Source organism: Lentzea alba (genome assembly GCF_047445655.1).
Classification (GTDB): Bacteria; Actinomycetota; Actinomycetes; order Mycobacteriales; family Pseudonocardiaceae; genus Lentzea; species Lentzea alba_A.
The window spans coordinates 254,007-271,255 of record NZ_JAJAEG010000008.1 but is presented as its reverse complement, the minus strand read 5'-3'; the positions used below and the strand labels follow the sequence as shown (position 1 = coordinate 271,255).

Annotated in this window: 14 protein-coding genes; 8 read left to right on the top strand and 6 right to left on the bottom strand. The window is 69.1% G+C overall.

The window, feature by feature from the left end; translation table 11 throughout:
- Window positions 1-6: 6 nt before the first annotated feature.
- Window positions 7-1,101, top strand: a complete 1,095-nt coding sequence (locus LFM09_RS15745; RefSeq protein ID WP_414097177.1) for an acyl-CoA dehydrogenase family protein — start codon at window positions 7-9, stop codon at window positions 1,099-1,101.
- Here LFM09_RS15745 and LFM09_RS15740 read toward each other — a convergent pair.
- A complete protein-coding gene (locus LFM09_RS15740; RefSeq protein ID WP_414097176.1) occupies window positions 1,085-1,966 on the bottom strand; it encodes a hypothetical protein in 882 nt (293 codons plus the stop codon). The genes LFM09_RS15745 and LFM09_RS15740 overlap by 17 nt on opposite strands.
- Before the next feature lie 82 nt (window positions 1,967-2,048).
- Here LFM09_RS15740 and LFM09_RS15735 point away from each other — a divergent pair, with 82 nt between their 5' ends.
- Window positions 2,049-2,771: a S1 family peptidase gene (locus tag LFM09_RS15735; protein ID WP_414097175.1), complete on the top strand. Its 723-nt coding sequence runs from the start codon at window positions 2,049-2,051 to the stop codon at window positions 2,769-2,771.
- Here LFM09_RS15735 and LFM09_RS15730 read toward each other — a convergent pair.
- Window positions 2,768-3,376 carry a DUF6506 family protein gene (locus LFM09_RS15730; protein WP_414097174.1) on the bottom strand — a complete coding sequence of 203 codons (609 nt, stop codon included), beginning with the start codon at window positions 3,374-3,376 and terminating at the stop codon, window positions 2,768-2,770. The genes LFM09_RS15735 and LFM09_RS15730 overlap by 4 nt on opposite strands.
- 108 nt (window positions 3,377-3,484) lie before the next feature.
- On the opposite strand from LFM09_RS15730, the gene LFM09_RS15725 reads away from it, so the two are divergent.
- From LFM09_RS15725 to LFM09_RS15710, 4 genes are all read left to right on the top strand, one after another.
- On the top strand, window positions 3,485-4,030 hold the full coding sequence (locus tag LFM09_RS15725) for a DUF4232 domain-containing protein (protein WP_414097173.1): 546 nt from the start codon (window positions 3,485-3,487) through the stop codon (window positions 4,028-4,030).
- Complete coding sequence (locus tag LFM09_RS15720) at window positions 4,027-4,506, top strand: N-acetyltransferase family protein (protein ID WP_414097172.1); 480 nt, start codon at window positions 4,027-4,029, stop codon at window positions 4,504-4,506. Before LFM09_RS15725 ends, LFM09_RS15720 begins: the two co-directional genes overlap by 4 nt.
- A gap of 52 nt (window positions 4,507-4,558) precedes the next feature.
- Entirely contained in the window at window positions 4,559-5,167 is a 609-nt protein-coding gene (locus tag LFM09_RS15715; RefSeq protein ID WP_414097171.1) for a LysE family translocator, read from the top strand.
- Between the two features lie 87 nt (window positions 5,168-5,254).
- On the top strand, window positions 5,255-5,863 hold the full coding sequence (locus tag LFM09_RS15710) for a LysE family translocator (protein WP_414097170.1): 609 nt from the start codon (window positions 5,255-5,257) through the stop codon (window positions 5,861-5,863).
- Window positions 5,864-6,075: 212 nt separating this feature from the next.
- Here LFM09_RS15710 and LFM09_RS15705 read toward each other — a convergent pair whose 3' ends face one another.
- The 4 genes from LFM09_RS15705 to LFM09_RS15690 form a co-directional block, all read right to left on the bottom strand.
- On the bottom strand, window positions 6,076-8,304 hold the full coding sequence (locus LFM09_RS15705; protein ID WP_414097169.1) for an ATP-binding protein: 2,229 nt from the start codon (window positions 8,302-8,304) through the stop codon (window positions 6,076-6,078).
- A 201-nt stretch (window positions 8,305-8,505) separates the two neighbouring features.
- The gene (locus LFM09_RS15700) at window positions 8,506-10,992 is read right to left on the bottom strand and encodes a bifunctional lysylphosphatidylglycerol flippase/synthetase MprF (protein WP_414097168.1); all 2,487 of its coding nucleotides are present in this window, start codon (window positions 10,990-10,992) and stop codon (window positions 8,506-8,508) included.
- A complete protein-coding gene (locus LFM09_RS15695; RefSeq protein WP_414097167.1) occupies window positions 10,959-12,257 on the bottom strand; it encodes an alpha/beta hydrolase in 1,299 nt (432 codons plus the stop codon). The genes LFM09_RS15700 and LFM09_RS15695 overlap by 34 nt, the downstream gene beginning before the upstream one ends.
- 91 nt (window positions 12,258-12,348) lie before the next feature.
- Window positions 12,349-13,287, bottom strand: coding sequence for a maleylacetate reductase (locus tag LFM09_RS15690; RefSeq protein ID WP_414097166.1), 939 nt, complete (start codon window positions 13,285-13,287; stop codon window positions 12,349-12,351).
- Between the two features lie 101 nt (window positions 13,288-13,388).
- Between LFM09_RS15690 and LFM09_RS15685 the strand changes: the two genes are divergently transcribed.
- Together LFM09_RS15685 and recQ are read left to right on the top strand one after the other, a co-directional pair.
- Window positions 13,389-15,239 carry a Xaa-Pro dipeptidyl-peptidase gene (locus LFM09_RS15685; RefSeq protein WP_414097165.1) on the top strand — a complete coding sequence of 617 codons (1,851 nt, stop codon included), beginning with the start codon at window positions 13,389-13,391 and terminating at the stop codon, window positions 15,237-15,239.
- 39 nt (window positions 15,240-15,278) lie between these two features.
- A complete protein-coding gene (gene recQ, locus LFM09_RS15680; protein WP_414097164.1) occupies window positions 15,279-17,246 on the top strand; it encodes a DNA helicase RecQ in 1,968 nt (655 codons plus the stop codon).
- Window positions 17,247-17,249: the final 3 nt, after the last annotated feature.

Here is a 17,249-nt window from a genome sequence, read left to right as displayed (position 1 = left end):
GCGTCTATGCGCGAGTTCATCGAGGCAGCGGCCGAGTTGAGGCCGGTTCTGGAGCGGAACCAGGCGGCCGGCGACCGTGATCGCCGGCTGACCGACGAGGCGATGGCCGCGATGCGGGACGCCGGTGTGTTCCGCATGTTCGTGCCGCGCGACCTGGGCGGCCTCGACCTGGACGTGCACACCGCCGTGCTCGCGACCGCCGAGCTGGCCAAGGGCGACCCGTCGGCCGCCTGGGTCGTGATGATCCTCGGCGCGGGCGATCTGCTGGCCGGCCGGTTCTCTGAGGACGTCCAACACGAGATCTACGCCGAGGGCCCGGACACGCACGTCTGCACCGTGCTGACGCCACGCGCGACGGCCGAGCGCGTCGACGGCGGCTGGAGGCTCAACGGCGAGTGGTTTCCGTCGTCCGGCTGCCTGCACGCCGCGTGGGCCCTGGTCGGCTTTCCGGTCGGCGAGAACGACCTGCGGGTGGCGCTCATCCCGGTCAGCGAGCTGCAGATCAAGGACACCTGGTTCACCACCGGCATGCGGGCCACCGGCAGCAACCTCATGGTCGGTGAGAACGTGTTCGTGCCCGACGAGCGCGTTCTCGACACGGTCGGCGAACTCGTAGGCGGCACGCCGTTGCTGCCGTCCGTGCTGACCTACATGATCGGCCCGTACCTCGGCACGGCGCAGGCGGCCCTGGACCACGTCGTGGCGCAGGCGGACAAGCGCCCCGTCTCGTTCACGACCTACCTGCGCCAGAGCGACTCCCCGGCGTTCCAGCTCGCGGTCGCCGAGGCGGCGGCGAAGATCGACGTGGCGGGCCTGCTCGCCCGCTCGTGCGCCGAGATGGTCTCCGCGCCGCTGGACCTCCGCACTCGTGCCCGGATCCGGCTGCACGCCTCGCACGCCGTGCGGCAGTGCGGTGATGCAGTCGACGCGCTGGTCTCCGCGCACGGTGCGGCAGCCGTCGCGGAATCCAGTCCGCTCAACGTGTACATGCGGGACATGCAGACGGCGTTGCGGCACGCGATGATCAGCCCGACGATGAGCCTGGAGGCGTTCGGTCGCGTGCTGCTGGGCGTGGAACCGAACATCACGCCGTTGATCTAGGCCATTCCCAGTTGATGCCGATCACACCGGACGTCATGCCGGTCGTTGTCACGTGCACCGAGTTGTGGACGTTCAACGGCAGCTCGGTGAGCACATGTCGGTCGACGAACAGATCGGCGCGGAAGTACTCGAACACGCGCTCCGGCACCGCGTCCGGGTGGAACCGCACCTCCAGCAGGTAGGTGCCCTCCGGCCTGCGGAACGCGTGCGCGCAGTCCGTGCGCGCGGCCGCCGGATCTTGCACCTCGGCTTCCCACACCCACGTCTCGCCGGCCTGAAGTGGTTGCCCGAAAAGGAGTTCCGCGGCGAGCACCCGTCCGTCGCGGTGCCGCAGCAGCTTGCCGAGCGTGCAGTTGCGTCCCGGCACGATCCGCACGCGGTCGATGTCGCAGCCGGGCGCACCGTAGTAGCGCACCACCGTCCGGTCGACGCCGTCCATGCGCGCGCGAGCGACCGAACGGCCCGCGAGCCGCGACGGGCTGCGGTCCGGCCCGACCGTCACGACCTGTTCGGACGCCATCACCTCCAGCCGCCACGCCCGCGCGCCGGGCAGCTGGTCGAGCAGTTCGGCCATGGGCCCGCTGTACTCGTCCACGCCCTGTCTCGGCCGGAACGGTGGCGGCTGGTGCGTGCAGAGCAGGCCGGTGAGCGTCTGCTCGGGCAGGTCGAGGATCTCCTCCAGCGCTTCGATGGCCAGCAACGACTTCGGCCGCCGCGGCCACGCCCGTCCGTGCTGCCAGTCGCTCAGACTCGCGAGACCGACGTCGATCCCGCGCTCGGCCAGGCGAACCCGCAGACGCTCCAACGGCAGCCCGCGCTCACGGATGGCGTCGCGCAACACGAGGTGGAACGGTCCGGTCATCACCGATCCGAAATTACGGCAATAGCGGGCGGTCGGAGTTGCTCCGAACACTCGAAGGTCCCTGCATCTCGTGAGGAGATCTTCAATGCGCAACACGATCTACGCCGTCCTGCTGGCACTCGTGTTCCTCGCTCCCCCCGCGAACGCCGATCCCGTGGCGCCGTTCGTCATCGGTGGCCAGCCCGCGAGCGAGCCCTACTCGTTCGCGGCTTCACTGCAGTCGCGCGGCGGTGGACACTTCTGCGGCGGAATCCTGATCCGCCCGCAGTGGGTGCTCACCGCCGCGCACTGCCTGGAAGGCAAGAACCCGTCGTCGGTCCAGGTCCGGGTCGGCTCGAACAACAGGACGAGCGGCGGCACCGTGGTGCCGGCCAGCAGGCTGATCCGCCACAACCGCGACGACCAGGGCCTGATCCAGCTCAGCACGCCGGTGACCCACCAGCCGGCCCCGATCGCCGCGTCCGCACCGGCCGGCCTGCCGATCCGCCTGCTCGGCTGGGGCGCCACCAAGGACCCCGGCAACGCTCCGGCACCGACCGTGCTGCAGGAGCTGGACTCCCGCGTGCTCGCCGACAACGCACCCGGCTGCCACACCAACGCGGCCACGCTGTGCACGCACAACCCCGACGGCTGGCGCGGCGTCTGCTACGGCGACTCCGGCGGCCCGGCCGTCACCAGGACCGCCGGCGGCTGGGCGGCCGTGGGCACTGTGATCGGGCAGATCGGCGGACGCTGGTGCGCGGACGCTCCGCAGGTCTTCTCCGACGTGCCCGCCCACCGCGGCTGGATCGAGTCCTACACGGGTTAGGACCGGGTGGCGGCCTCGTACGCGGCCTTGAACGCGGCCGCCCCACCCAGTGACTCGAACGGCCAGCTCACCAGACTCACCGGAGCGCGGTCGCCCAGCCGTTCCTGCACGGCGGCGGCCGCGGTCAGGTCCGCGCCACCGCACACCTCGATGACGTCCGCACCTTCGTCGACCAACTGCTCGGCCACATCGGCGATCTGCTCGGTCGTCGCACCCACGACAACGGTCCACCCGTCACCGTGATGCCGCATCACCCGTCGCGTCGGATCCGCGTCAACGGCGTGGTAAATCGTTGCGCTGCGCCGAATCCGGCTCTTGGGGGTGCCGCGGTCGAAGCTCGCCCTCGCGACCGGCGCGCGGGGCACGACACGTTCGATCACACGTGCCGCGCCCCGCAGGTCGAACCCCCGGTACAACTCGACCAGCCGCACCCCGTTGTCGTCCAACGCGCTCGCCGCCACCGCGGCGGCCGTCTCCGCGTCCGGTACCCACACCAGCAACGTGCGGCTGTCCACGCTGTGCTCGATCACCTGACGGTCCACCGCCGGGTCCGCTCCCGGCTCCAGGAACACGAACAGCTCGTCGTACTTGGCTTCCTCGCTCATGATTGACTCCCCAGTCTCAAGTATGGTCGAGGTTTTTCCGCTGTCGTCGGGTGCAACGGCGCGGATCGTCCGGTTCATTCCCGCCGAAGTTCTGGCATGATCGGAGCCATGAGAGCTGGGGGCAGTATTCTCGCTGTGTTCGCCGTGCTCGCGGGCTTGGTCGCGAGTGGTTCCGGGTCGGTCGCGGCACCGGTCTCGCCGAACACGCCGGCCGACTCGTGTGAGACCGGGCTGAGGTTCAGCGAAGGTGACGGGGACGCCGCGATGGGCTTGCGGGTCGTGTCCATCAAGGTCTTCAACTGCGGCACGCAACCGGTCGAGTTCAACGGATATCCGCAGATCAAGCTGTTCGACGAGGAGAAGCAGCCGCTGACTGTCGAGATCCTCGACGGCTCGGGCGGCATCTCGCAGGTCGACGGTTTCGACGACCCGCCGGTGCCGTTCACGCTGCAGCCCGGCGAGACCGCGAAGAGCGCGTTCATGTGGAAGAACCGCAACACGTCGGGGGAGCCGTCGCAGAACGCCCGCTACCTCGACATCGCGGCGGCACCGGGTGGCACGTGGCAGGCGTTGGAGCCGTTCCCGCCGGACACGCGCGTCTTCATCGACCTGGGCGACACCGGCCGCCTGGGTGTGAAGGCCTGGCACAAGTGACCGTGCTGCGGCGCGCAACCGTCGACGACGCACCGGCCGTGGCCAGGATCTGGTACCCCGGCTGGTGTGACGCGCACCTCGGCAACGTGCCGCAGCAACTGATCGACGCGCGGCCGCAGGAGTCGTTCGAGCCGCGCGCGTTGGAACACGTCGAGCACACCACGGTCGCCGTGGTGGACGGTGAGGTCGCCGGGTTCGTGATGGTCATCGGGGACGAGGTCGAACAGGTCTACGTCTCCGCCGGCCATCGCGGATCCGGTGTCGCCACAGCACTTCTGGCCGCCGCCGAACAAGAGGTGGCGTCCAAGGGGCACGCCGTCGCCTGGCTCGCGGTCGTCGCCGGCAACGCGCGGGCACGCCGGTTCTACGAACGGCAGGGCTGGACCGACGGGGGGCTTTTCGACCACCAGGCACCCCACGCCGACGGCCCCATCCCGGTGCCGGCGCACCGCTACACGAAGCCGGTCGACCGGTGACGGCGATGTTAATTCTTGTGGCAGCACCGCCTTTCCGTGTTCTCATGACCCCATGTCGACCACCGCGCTCCTGAGCTTCACACTCGTCGCGCTGCTGACCGTCATCACACCGGGCCTGGAAACCCTTCTGGTGCTGCGAACCGCACTCCTGGTCGGCCGCCGTGCCGCGCTGGGCGTCGTGGTCGGCAGCACCCTGGGCTGCCTGGTGTGGGCGACGGCCGGCCTGGTCGGCCTGACCGCACTGCTGCAAGCGTCCGAACTGGCCTACAACATCGTGCGCTGGCTGGGCGCCGCCTACCTGATCTACTTGGGCGTGAAGGCGTTGTGGAACTCCCGCCGCCCGGTCGAGCTCGACGAACCCGCACCCGTGCCGTCCACGCGAGCCGCCGTCCGAGTAGGACTCCTGACCAACCTGCTGAACCCGAAGCCGGGCGTCTTCTACATCTCGCTGCTGCCGCAGTTCCTGCCCGTGGGTGAACCGGTCTGGGGTGCCGTGCTGGTCGCGATCCACCTCGGCATCGGCCTGCTGTGGTTCCCGATCCTCATCACCGCCGCCGGTCGCGCCCGCGCTTTCCTGCTGCGCCAACGCCTTCTGCTGGACCGCCTCTCCGCCTCCGCCCTCATCGCGTTCGGCGTCAAGACGGCCGCGGACGCCCGCTGACTGTCAGACCCCCTTGCTAATGTTGATTTTGGGGGAACCCAGCAAAAGCCGTGTGTGTGGTGCATCGCCGTGTGATGAGATGGCGCCATGTCGACCGCAGCCCTGCTGAGCTTCACGTTGGTGGCACTGCTGACCGTCCTCACGCCGGGCCTCGACACCGTGATGGTGCTGCGAACCGCACTGCTGAGCGGCAAGCGCGCGGCCATGGGTGTCGTCGTCGGCATCACCCTCGGCTGCCTGGTCTGGGCGGTCGCGAGCCTCGCCGGCCTCACCGCGCTCCTCCAGGCCTCCGCCCTCGCGTACGACATCGTCCGCTGGCTCGGCGCCGCGTACCTGATCTACCTGGGCGCCAAGGCGCTCTGGACCTCCCGCAAAGCGGTCGAGCTCGAAGACGACCGCCCGGTGCCGAGCGCGAAGGCCTCGCTGCGGATGGGCCTGCTGACGAACCTGCTCAACCCCAAGGTCGGCGTGTTCTACCTGTCGCTGCTCCCGCAGTTCATGCCCGCCGGCGAACCCGCGTGGGGCTCGCTGCTCGTCGCCATCCACCTCGGCCTCGGGCTGGTGTGGCTGCCGCTCCTGATCGTGGTGGCCGGCCGCGCCCGTGCTTTCCTGCTGCGCCAACGGGTGTTGCTCGACCGCCTGACCGCATCCGTGTTCGTCGCACTGGGGCTCAAGCTGGCGTTCGAGGCGCGCTGACTGCTCCGGCCGGGTGAACATCGCCTAGACCGAACAGAATGCGCAATTTTGCCGATGCGCCTACTCCGGCACCAGAGTGAGATTGATGGTCCGGCGTCGAGCTCAGCGTCGGACGGGCACCGCAGGTGGGCTGAGACGGCCACGGTGATGACCGTGATCATCCGGGGGGAATTGATCGCGGGGCGTCGGCTCAGCACCACCCGGTGCCCGTGTCAGTTCCCCGTCGCCGACCGGTGCCAGGCCGCGAGCGCCACCCGGTTCGGCAGGCCCAGCTTCGCGCGGATGTTGACCACGTGCCGGTCCGCCGTCCGCGGCGAGATGAACAGCCGCGCCCCGATCTGCTTCGACGTGAGCCCCTCCGCGACCAGGCCCGCGATGGTGAACTCCTGCCTGGTCAGGCCGCCGGGCAGGGTCGGCTTGGCCGGTCGGCGCTCGGACTCCGGGATCGGCTCCAGCGCGAACTCCATCGCCTGGTCGTGCCGCAGGTCGGCGCCCAGCGTCATGATCACCTGGTAGTCGTCGCCGAGTGCGCGGCGCACCGTGCGGTCGGCGCGTTCCAGCATCTTGTGGAACGGGCTCATGCCGGCGAACGAGATCCGCGAGATCCGTTCCTGCGAACGCAACGCACCGAGCAGCCGGGCCGCGCGGTCGTGTGCTCCCAGCTCGGCGCACGTGCAGGCGAGCAGCCACAGGCTGTACGCGGGGCCCCAGGTGTCACCGAGAGCCAGCTGCAGGCGCAACGACTCCACGGCCAGCGGATGCACCTGCGCCGGGTCACCGTGCCGCAGCTCGTAAAGCCCCTGATGCCACAGCCCCCACGAGTGCGACCAGTCCACGCCGTTGCTCTCCGCCAGCATGATGAGCCCGGTTGTGGCCTTGTCCGCGGCCTCGGCGTCCAGCAGGAAACACGCCGCCATCGCGTGCATCAGCTCGCAGATGTACGTGTCACCCGGCGACGCGAACTGACGGCACAGTTCGACGACGTGCGCGTACAGCGGCACACAGTCCGGAGAGCCCTCCACGAAGAAGAGGTGCGTGGCCTCGACGAACACCAGGTGCACGTCGGTCATGGGTTGCCGGGGCAACGAGCGGGCCTCGTTCATCAACGGGATCGCCGCCGACATGTCGCCCTGCGCCTGCGCGAGCCACGCGCAGTGCGCCAGCAACGACGTGCGCAGCGGTGGCTCGGTGATCACCTTGCGCGCCACCGCGAGCAGGTCCCGCGCCTGACCGAGCATGCCCGCGAACGCCGTGAAACGGGTCCGTTGCACGTTCATCGCCATGACCGTGCCGGTCTCGGCGAGGTCCGGCACCGCCAGCGCGTGCCCGATCGCGGCACGGACGTTCGGCCACTCCTCGCGCAACCGGCCCATCCACAGCGCCTCGTCCGGCGAGAACCACGAACGCGTCGCCTCGTTCACGAACTCGTTGTAGTGCAACACATGCAGGCGCAACGGCTCGTCCGCGCTCTTGAGCAGACGGGCGCCGAACTGCGACACGGTGTCCAACATCCGATAACGCGTCCGCCGCGTGACCGGACTCGTCGTCGCCACCACGATCGACTTCCGCACCAACGCCGACAACGGCGCCAGCACGTCCCCACCCGCCACCGCCTCGGCCGCGGCGCGGTCGAAGTCCGCCGGGAACACCGACAGCGTCCCCCACAGCTGCCGCTCCTCGTCCGTGCAGTGGTGCGCCGACCACTCGAACGCGCGCTCCAGCGTGACGTGGTGTGCCGGCCCGTGCGAGTCGCCGACCAGGAGGTCGAACCGCCTGCCCAACTGCGACAGCACGTCGGTCAGCGACATCTCCGCCAGCCGCGCGGCCGCGAGTTCGATGGCCAGCGGCAACCCGTCCAACGCCCGGCAGAGCGCCACGACCTCCGTCAGGTCCTCCTCGAGGAGGGTCGCCCCAGCAGCCTCGGCCCGTTCCAGGAACAGCTCCGCGGCGTCCTCGTCCAACGGCGGCACCCGCAGCAGGTACTCGCCGTAAACGCCGAGCTGCTCCCGCGAGGTCGTGAGGATCGTCAGCCCCTCGCAGTTCCGCAACAGGTGGTGCACCAGGTGCCGGACCGCCTCCAGCAGGTGCTCGCAGTTGTCCAGCACGAGCAGCAAGTGCTTGTCGTACAACGACTCGATCAACCGCCCGAGCCCCGCGTCCGGCGAGTTGTCGACGATCCGCAGCTCGGCCGCGACCGTCCGCGCGAGCAACGCCGGGTCCTTCAGATCCGCGAGCGACACCACCCAGACTCCGTGCCGGAACACCTCCGCGCGCGCCATCGTCCGCCCGGTCTCCACGGCGATCCGGGTCTTGCCCACACCGCCGGCACCCACGAGCGAGATGAGCCGGGCCTTGCTCAGGAGCGACTCGGCCTCGGCGAGCACCGCCCGGCGTCCGATGAACGTCGTGGTCTGGGCAGGCAGATTGCCCCGCACGGTCATCGGCGCATCTTCGCTCAGCGACGTCCGGCAGTGACGACGAGGATCGCCTTCCCACCCTTTCGGACTAGTCAGTTCGACCGTGCGTGGTCAGCAGGACACCTCGCGGTACTGCCCCCGGTGCCCCGTGCATCCAGGACGACGGCGCGGGCGGTGCAGCGATGCGCCCGGCCAACCGTGATTCGCCCGTCAGCATCCGAGCCACTAGTCAGTTCGACCGTGCGTGGTCACGCGCTCACGGCTGCGGATGATCATCTTCGACGCGAGGCGGACTCCCTGGCGCGCGTTGAGGTGCGGAAGGTACGCGCGGCTCACCGCGTTCGCGATGCGGGGCAGCGCCGCCGAGTCCGGGTAGGCCATGAACATCGGCCGGTAGGTCGGCTGGAACTTCGCCTTGAACGCGAACAGCGACCGGAACCCGTACACCGGCTCCAGCACCTGCCCGGTGAAGTCCAGCACCCGCTGCAGCGCCTTGGGCCGCTCGCCGCGGTCCAACCGCGCCAGCGGTGCCCCGGACAAGCTGAGATACCGCGCGCCCTCGTCCTTCAGCTGCAGCGCCGCCGAAGCGATCAGGAACTCCATCGAGCCGCGGAACCCGTGCGTGCGGCGGCGCATGAAGTCGAGCGTCCACCCGATGACCTCGCCGTCGGCGTACACCGGCAGCCAGCTCGTGATGCCGTGCACCGTGCGGTCGGCGTCGACCGCCAGCAGGCACCGCACGCCGTCACCGGTGAGCTCCTCGAGCCCGCCCAGCGTGAAGCCCATCTCGGGCAGACCCTTGTCCGCCACCCACTCCGCCGAGATCGACCGGATCTGGTCGGTGATCGCGTACGGCGCGTCGGCATAGGTGCACCACTCGGCGACGATGCCGGCCTTGGCGGCCTTGTTCAGCGCCGTGCGGACGTCCTGCCACTTCTTGCCGGTGAACGCGAGCTTGTCCAGCTCGATCACGGTGTCCTCGGCGACCTGCACCGCGGACCACCCGAGCCGCGCGACCGCGTCACGGGTCTCCGTGCCGACGCTGTAGAGGCACGGCGTCCACCCGTTGTGCGCGCAGAACTCCGCGAAGCCGCGCACGGCGTCCACGCGGTTCGGCCCGATCGGGTCGCCGACGGTCAGCGCGATCGTCGCCACCACCCGGTACGCGATCGCGGTCTCGCCGTCCGGCGTGAACCAGTACTGGTTGCCACGCCACGTCGTCATGTAAGACAACGACGAACCGCCGTACCGGCGCATCAACTCACGTGCCTGTGCAGCCTCCTTTTCACACGACGACGGCCACGCGCGCCACGAAGCCATCAGCAGACCCGCCATCACGATCAGCCAGAACACGACGCCCGTGTACTCGAACAGCAGCGTGCCGACGAACCCCTCGGCGGAGAACTGCAACGGCACCAGCCCGAGCAGGTAGCCCGGCGGCAGGAACCGCGTCGGCAGGTCCGCGAGCAGCTCGGTGAACCCCGGCGACGGCGAGAACTGGTCGCGGACCAGGTACCCGCCGAAGACGTACAGCACCGACAACAGTCCGATGCTGCCCGCGGTGAACCGCCAGAACTTCCGGACGGCATGCCGGGGCAGACGCACACCGAAGTGCTTGCGCGTCAACAACAGCACCACCGCGATCGCGAGCGGTGCCAGCATCGGCACGCTGTAGGAGAACACGACCTCCAGCGGACCGATGTCCGGAATCCGCGCGGCCTCCACGACGTACCACCCGATGAAGGCGGCGTACCCGACGTTGAGCACCAGCGCCGACCACCACGCGAACCGCCGGCCGCGCCGCAGCCCTTCCGCCAGCACGAGCAGCAACAACGCCGGCAGCAACGACATCACCAGCGCCGGGACACGCCCGTAGGACAGCTGGACCAGCATGGTGCGACACAGCTCCACCGAGTCAGGGTCGCCGCACACCACGTCCACGTCGTCCTGCGACGGCTGCACGACCGCCACCACGTCCGCGAACCACCACAGCGGACCGTTGGGGAACGGCGACAACATCGCCACCACCGGTCCGAGCGCGGAGGCTGCGAGCAGCAACGCCACCAGCGTCCGCGTCTCCTGGAACGTGCGCGCCTCGTGCACCGCGCCGCGCTTCAGGAACAGCGCTCCGATCAGCAGTCCGGCCACGCCACCGGACAGTCGGAGCAGGTCTTCGAGCCAACCCGAGTACAGCGTAAGCACCAGGACCGACAAGATCAGCAACAGCCGGACGCGGCGCCTCCACAGCGGCGGCATCCGGAACGTCAGCGCGAGCGCCAGCCCCACCCCGCCGATCGACGGCCCCGCCGCGACCTCGCCCACCAGCGACTCGAGCCACGACCAGTGCACGTCCGCGCCGACCAGCACCAGCGCCAGGCCGGAGAACGCCCCGGCCACGTGCGACGCCAGGAAGATCGCGACGGTCCGCAACGCCCCGAGCTCGCGTTCCGCCAGCGGCCCGACCACGATCAGCAGCGCCGTGGTCCCGACGTAACCCACCAGGTCCATCGACCACAGCGCCGAGCTGAAGATCGTCCACAGCGGACTCCCGGTCCCGAACCCGATGCGGGTGAGCAGCTCCTCGTTCGGGTTCCTGATCGCCCGCGTCAACGCCCCGACGGTCCAGAACGCGATCAGGAAGACCGACGTCAGGGGAGCCGCGCGGAACAGCCGGCTGATCATCTGCTGAGCCCGGTTCGCGCCGCGAGCCACGGCAGCGAGCCGAACAAACCTTCTCGCGCCATGTTCCAGTCGTGGCCGTTCGGCAGTTCCTTCCACAGCACGTCCATTCCGGCCTTGCGACAGGCCTCGAACACCTCGCCGTCCGCCTGGCGGTACACGTGGTCGTCGCGACCGGCGACGATCACCCCTGCCGTTTGCGGAAACCGTTGGCGGGCAAGAATTTCCATCGGGTTGACGCGAGCGAACGCGGCCTCGTCGCCACCGAACACGGCCTTGACCGTCTCCGGTCGCGTGCCGAGCGACGGCTCACGTTGAGGTGCGAGAGCGATGAAGTTGCCGTACACGTCCGGCGCGCGCACTGCGAGCTGCACGGAACAAGTGGCGCCTTGAGAGAAGCCTGCGATGGTCCACGCCTCGCGGCGTTCGTCCACCGTCAACCGTTGCTTGATCCACGCCGGCACGTCGCGCGCCAGGTACGTCTCGGACTGCCCCAGCTTCGAGTCGAGGCACAGCGGGTTCGCGGTCGTCGAGCCGAGCTGGTCGGCCACCACGACGATCGGCGCCAGACCGTCGTGCTCGCGCGCGAACGCGTCGAGGTTGTCGAGGATCCGGCCGCCGTCGAACCAGTCGCGCGGGCTGCCGGGCTGTCCCGCGAGCAGCACGATGACCGGCAGCTTCGGGCGCGGCGTCGCGGCGTACGCGGGCGGCAGGTAGATCCACGCCGGACGCGCCTTCATGGCGCCGGGGATCTCCGCCTCGGAGACCGTGCCCTTCTCCGGCAGGTTCGCGGGCTTCTGCCAGACCTCTGCGAGCTTCTTGCCCGCAGGCACGTCGACGATGTTGGACGGAGGTGGTGCCGCCTCGTCGAGATCGATGCGATTGTTCCTGAAGACGTCGAGCACCGCGCGCATGTTCGGGTACTGACCGAAGTGTGCGTTCGCCGCCACCAACGACGACGCCACAACACCTAGCGCAAGCAGCACGTTCAGCACACGGCCGTACCACCGCCCACTACGCAGCCGTGCCGCTGCCAACGCCACCGCTGTGAGTGCCGCGCCCAGCCACACCGTCAGGATCACCGGCAACGGTTCGGGCCACGGCTTCCACACGTGGTCAACGATGTACGTCAGCCCGAAGACGACCACCACACACGCAGGCACCAGGATCGGAAGGACCCGAGTCCACCACGTCCGGTTCTTCCGGATCGCCAGATACGTCAGGGCGACGGCGGCAGCAACGGTCGCGGCGGTGGGGATCGGCCCGTTTACCAGGGACAGATCCAGGGGGCTGAGCATGAACCCAAGTTCATCAGCAGATCTTCAGGTTCGCATCGGAGGTTCGTCTCTATTCAGAGGTGTGAACATCAGCCTTAAGAATGACAACCCATCAGTCCGCCGGCGCGTCCCGCCAAGCGTTCGTCAGCACCCGCAGTGCGTCCGGGTGCTCGGCGATCTCCGCGGCACTGGACAAATCGGACTCCGCCATGCCCAGCTCCCGCAACGAGGTCGCGGCACCGAACCGCGTTGCCGTGTCGTGGATGCGTTTGGACAGATCAGCGGGCGCCGTGTGGGAGAGCAACGCCGTGTGTGTGGCGGCGTGCGGTAGTCCGAACGAGCCGCCCAGGACGTGTGCGAGCTTGTGGTGCAGTCCCATCGGGACGGACGCGAGACAGGTGCCCGCGAGCCACGCCGACTGCAGCAGCTCCGTGCGCGCATCCACAGTGGACGGATTTCCGCTCAAAGCGTGCAAAACGCCCTCGATCGCCTTCGTCGCGATGGCGTCGATCAACGGGTTCTCATTGCCTCGTGCGGTCACCGCGTGCGCGAGAGCGTTCAACGCGCTCGTGACCGTGACATCGAGCGGTAAGTCCAACGTGAGGCCGACGTCGTAGATCACCGTGTTCGGCTGGATCGCTGCATCACGCCGTGTCTTCTTCAGCCCTGAAGCCGTCTCGCCGAGTACCGGTGTGACCTCGGAACCCGCATAGGTCGTCGGAAGGATGATCTGCGGGACACCTGCGCGTACCGCGAGAGCCTTCGACAGGCCCGTGCTGGATCCGCCGCCGACCGACACCACGCAGTCCGCGCCGTGCTCGCGCAACAACGCGAGCGCGCGCTCCGTGACCTCGACGGGCGTGTGCATCGTCGCGCCGGTGAACCGTTCCGCGAGCAACGGCCCGAGCTCGTTCGCCACCCGATCGCCACCGTGCCGCGCGATGAGCAGAACTCGTTTCGCGCCAAGACGCTCGGCCTCGGCGCGCACGGAGGCAGCGGTGCCGCGCCCGAAGACGACGCGGGTGCGCGCGGGTTCGAAGGTGAAGCTCACGAAGGTCGAATATTCGCCACCGGGCGTAGTCGACGCAACCGCGGCGGATCAATCCTTTCGGCTCTGACGAGTGATCTCGCCACTCCTTAGTGTGAAAATTCATGAAGCGTGTTCGTGTTGTAGTGGCGTTAGCAGGGGCCCTGACCCTCACGCCAATCCCTGCCACAGCGGCGACACCGGCGTTCACCCTGTCCGGCGGCGTGTCCGCGCCGATCCACTCGCTGGCCGACGCGGTCCGCGAGACCGTCTACGTCGACTCAGGTCTCGACCTCGACGGAGACGGAACGCGAGACCGGGTGACCGCGGACATCATCAGACCCTCCACCACCGGCCGTGTGCCCGTGATCATGGAGGCCAGCCCGTACTACCAGAGCACGGGCCGCGGGAACGAGAGCGAGGTCAAGACCTACGACTCCGCCGGCGTGCCGGTGAAGTTCCCGCTCTTCTACGACAACTACTTCGTGCCGCGCGGCTACGCCGTCGTGCTGGTCGACTTCCTCGGCACGAACCGGTCGCGCGGCTGCGTCGACGTCGGCGGCCAGTCGGAGATCACCTCCGCCACCGCCGTGATCGACTGGCTGAACGGCCGCCGCACCGGTTACTCGACCTTGACCGGCACCACGACGAAGTCCGCGGCGTGGTCGACCGGGGCCGTCGGCATGATCGGCAAGTCGTGGGACGGCTCAGTGGCGAACGGCGCGGCGGCCACCGGGATCGACGGCCTGCGCACCATCGTGCCGATCGCGGGCATCAGCTCCTGGTACGACTGGTTCCGCTCGGACGGCGTCGCCCTCACCGGCTTCGGCACGCCGACCAGCCTCGGCTCGCGGTTCGAGAACTCCAACGCGCGCTCACGATGCGGTGCGGTGCGCACGGCGATGACGAACGGTGCTCCCTCCAACGGCGACTACACAGCGATGTGGCAGGCACGTGACTTCGTGCGCAACGCCTCACGCGTGAAGGCGTCGGTGTTCGCGATCCACGGCCAGAACGATCTCAACGTGAAGACGCTGCAGTACGGCCAGTTCTGGGACGCACTGCCGGCATCGGTCCCGAAGAAGCTCTGGTTCTCGCAGACCGCGCACGTCGACCCGTTCGACTTCCGCCGCGCTGAGTGGGTCTCAACCCTGCACCGGTGGTTCGACCGCTGGCTGCTGGACGTTCCGAATGGCATCGAGAACGAGGCTCAGGTGTCTGCAGAGCGCGCGCCGGACCAGTGGGCGGACGACCAGACGTGGCCACCCGCCGGCACCGTCAGCACCGTGCTGCGTCCTTCTTCTTCGGGCCTCGGCACGGCAGTCGGCACGGGCACGGCCGCGTTCACCGACAACGGCAGCGCGACCCCGTCGAGCTGGCTCTCCGGCTCGAACACCGGCCGGGTGATCTACTCGACGGCACCGCTGACGTCGGAACTGCGCGTCGCGGGCACCTCGTCGTTCACGGTGGGTGTGTCGTCGTCGACGTCGACCGCGCACCTGACGGCGTACCTCGTCGACTTCGGCCCGGCACGGGTGCGGACCGGTGAGGGCATCCGGACCTTGAGCACGGAGTCCTGCTGGGGCGAGAGCCGCGCGGGCGACGACGCCTGTTACCGCAACACGGAAGCCACGGCGGGCAACGTCGACGCACAGGTGATCGCGCGCGGGTGGGCCGATCTCGCGAACTACGCGTCGTTGTCGGCCCCGCGCACCATCACGCCGGGAGCCAAGTACCGCATGACGTTCCGACTGTCCACAACGGACCACGTGATCCCGGCGGGGCACCGGCTGGGCCTGCTGATCGGCGGCACCGACTCCAGCGCGACCACGCGGCCGAGCCAGCTGCCCCGGCTGACCGTCGACCTGGCGGACACGTCGGTGCGTATCCCGTTGCGCGGCTCTGTCCCGTCAGCGTCCAACGACCAACTGACGGCGACCAGTGTTTCCGCTGGTACGAAGACCGCCCTGGGTTAGCTCCCCGGACTGTCGGTGCTGCTCGCTAGCATCGCCCCCATGGGTTCAACCGAGCACGGAGACGCGCTGCAGGTCCTGCAGCGCGTCTTCGGGTACCCCGAGTTCCGCGGCGACCAGGCCGACATCGTCGAGCACGTGATCTCGGGCGGCGACGCGCTCGTGCTGATGCCGACCGGCGGCGGCAAGTCGCTGTGCTACCAGATCCCGGCGCTGGTCCGGCCGGGCACCGGGGTGGTGATCTCCCCGCTCATCGCGCTGATGCAGGACCAGGTCGACGCCCTGCGCGCTCTCGGCGTGCGCGCGGGCTTCCTGAACTCCTCGCTGTCGTGGGACGAGCGCCGCATGGTCGAGGCGGAGTTCGTCCAGGGCGAGCTCGACCTGCTCTACCTGGCTCCCGAGCGGTTGACGTCCGAGGCGACCCTGAAACTGCTCGACCAGGGCGACATCGCGCTGTTCGCGATCGACGAGGCGCACTGCGTCTCCCAGTGGGGCCACGACTTCCGCCCGGACTACCTCTCGCTGGCGCACCTGCACGAGCGCTGGCCGAAGGTCCCGCGCATCGCGCTGACCGCCACGGCGACGGAGGCGACGCGCAAGGAGATCCTGACGCGCCTCGAACTGGGCGACGGCCGCCAGTTCGTCTCCAGCTTCGACCGCCCGAACATCCAGTACCGCATCGTTCCCAAGAAGGAACCGAAGAAGCAGCTGCTCGACCTGTTGCGCGGCGAGCACCAGGGCGACGCCGGCATCGTGTACTGCCTCTCCCGCGCCTCCGTCGAGAAGACCGCGGAGTTCCTGGTGGCCAACGGCATCGAGGCTCTCCCGTACCACGCGGGCCTCGACTCCTCGGTCCGCCAGCGCAACCAGGCCAGGTTCCTGCGCGAGGACGGCCTGGTCATGGTCGCCACCATCGCGTTCGGCATGGGCATCGACAAGCCGGACGTCCGCTTCGTCGCCCACCTCGACCTCCCCAAGTCGGTCGAGGGCTACTACCAGGAGACGGGCCGAGCGGGCCGCGACGGCCTCCCGTCCACGGCGTGGCTCGCCTACGGCCTCAACGACGTCGTCCAGCAGCGCAAGATGATCGACTCGTCCGAGGGCGACCTCGCCTTCCGCCGCCGCTCCCAGACGCACCTGGACGCGATGCTCGCCCTCTGCGAGACGATCACGTGCCGCCGCACCGGCCTCCTCGACTACTTCGGCGAGTCCGGCGTGCCGTGCAACAACTGCGACACCTGCCTGACCCCACCGGAGTCGTGGGACGGCACGGTCGCCGCCCAGAAGGTCCTCTCCACGGTCTGGCGCCTGCGCAACGAACGCGGCCAGAAGTTCGGCGCCGGTCAGACCATCGACATCCTGCTGGGCCGCAAGACCGCCAAGGTCATCCAGTTCGACCACGACCAGCTCAGCACCTTCGGCATCGGCGAGGACCTGAACGAGAGCGAGTGGCGCGGCGTCGTCCGCCAGCTCCTGGCCCAGGGTCTCCTGGCGGTCGAGGGCGAGTACTCCACGCTCGTCCTGACCCCGACGAGCGCCGACGTGCTCGGCCGCAAGCGCGAAGTCCACATGCGCAAGGACCCGACCCCGGCCCGTTCGTCGACCCGGACTGCCTCCTCGGGCGCCGCCAAGGTCAAGGTCGACCTCCCCGCGGAAGCCACCGGGCTCTTCGAGTCCCTGCGCGAATGGCGCGCGCAGCAAGCCCGTGAGCAGGGCATGCCAGCCTATGTGATCTTCCACGACGCGACGCTGAAGTCCATCGCGGCCTCCCGCCCCACGTCGCTCGCCGATCTGGGCAACGTGAGCGGAGTGGGCCAGGCGAAGCTGACGAAGTACGGCGAGCAGATCCTCGAGGTGGTGGCAGGCGGCGGTCCCGCACCGGCAGCGCCTTCGGCCGCGAAGCCGAAGCCGAAGACCACGACCAAGGGCGGCGCGGCGTGGGGTTCAGGCGAGGCGGGCGAGGACGAGTGGCCGGAGCCGGAGGAGCCGGACGAGCCGATGGACTGGTGAGGT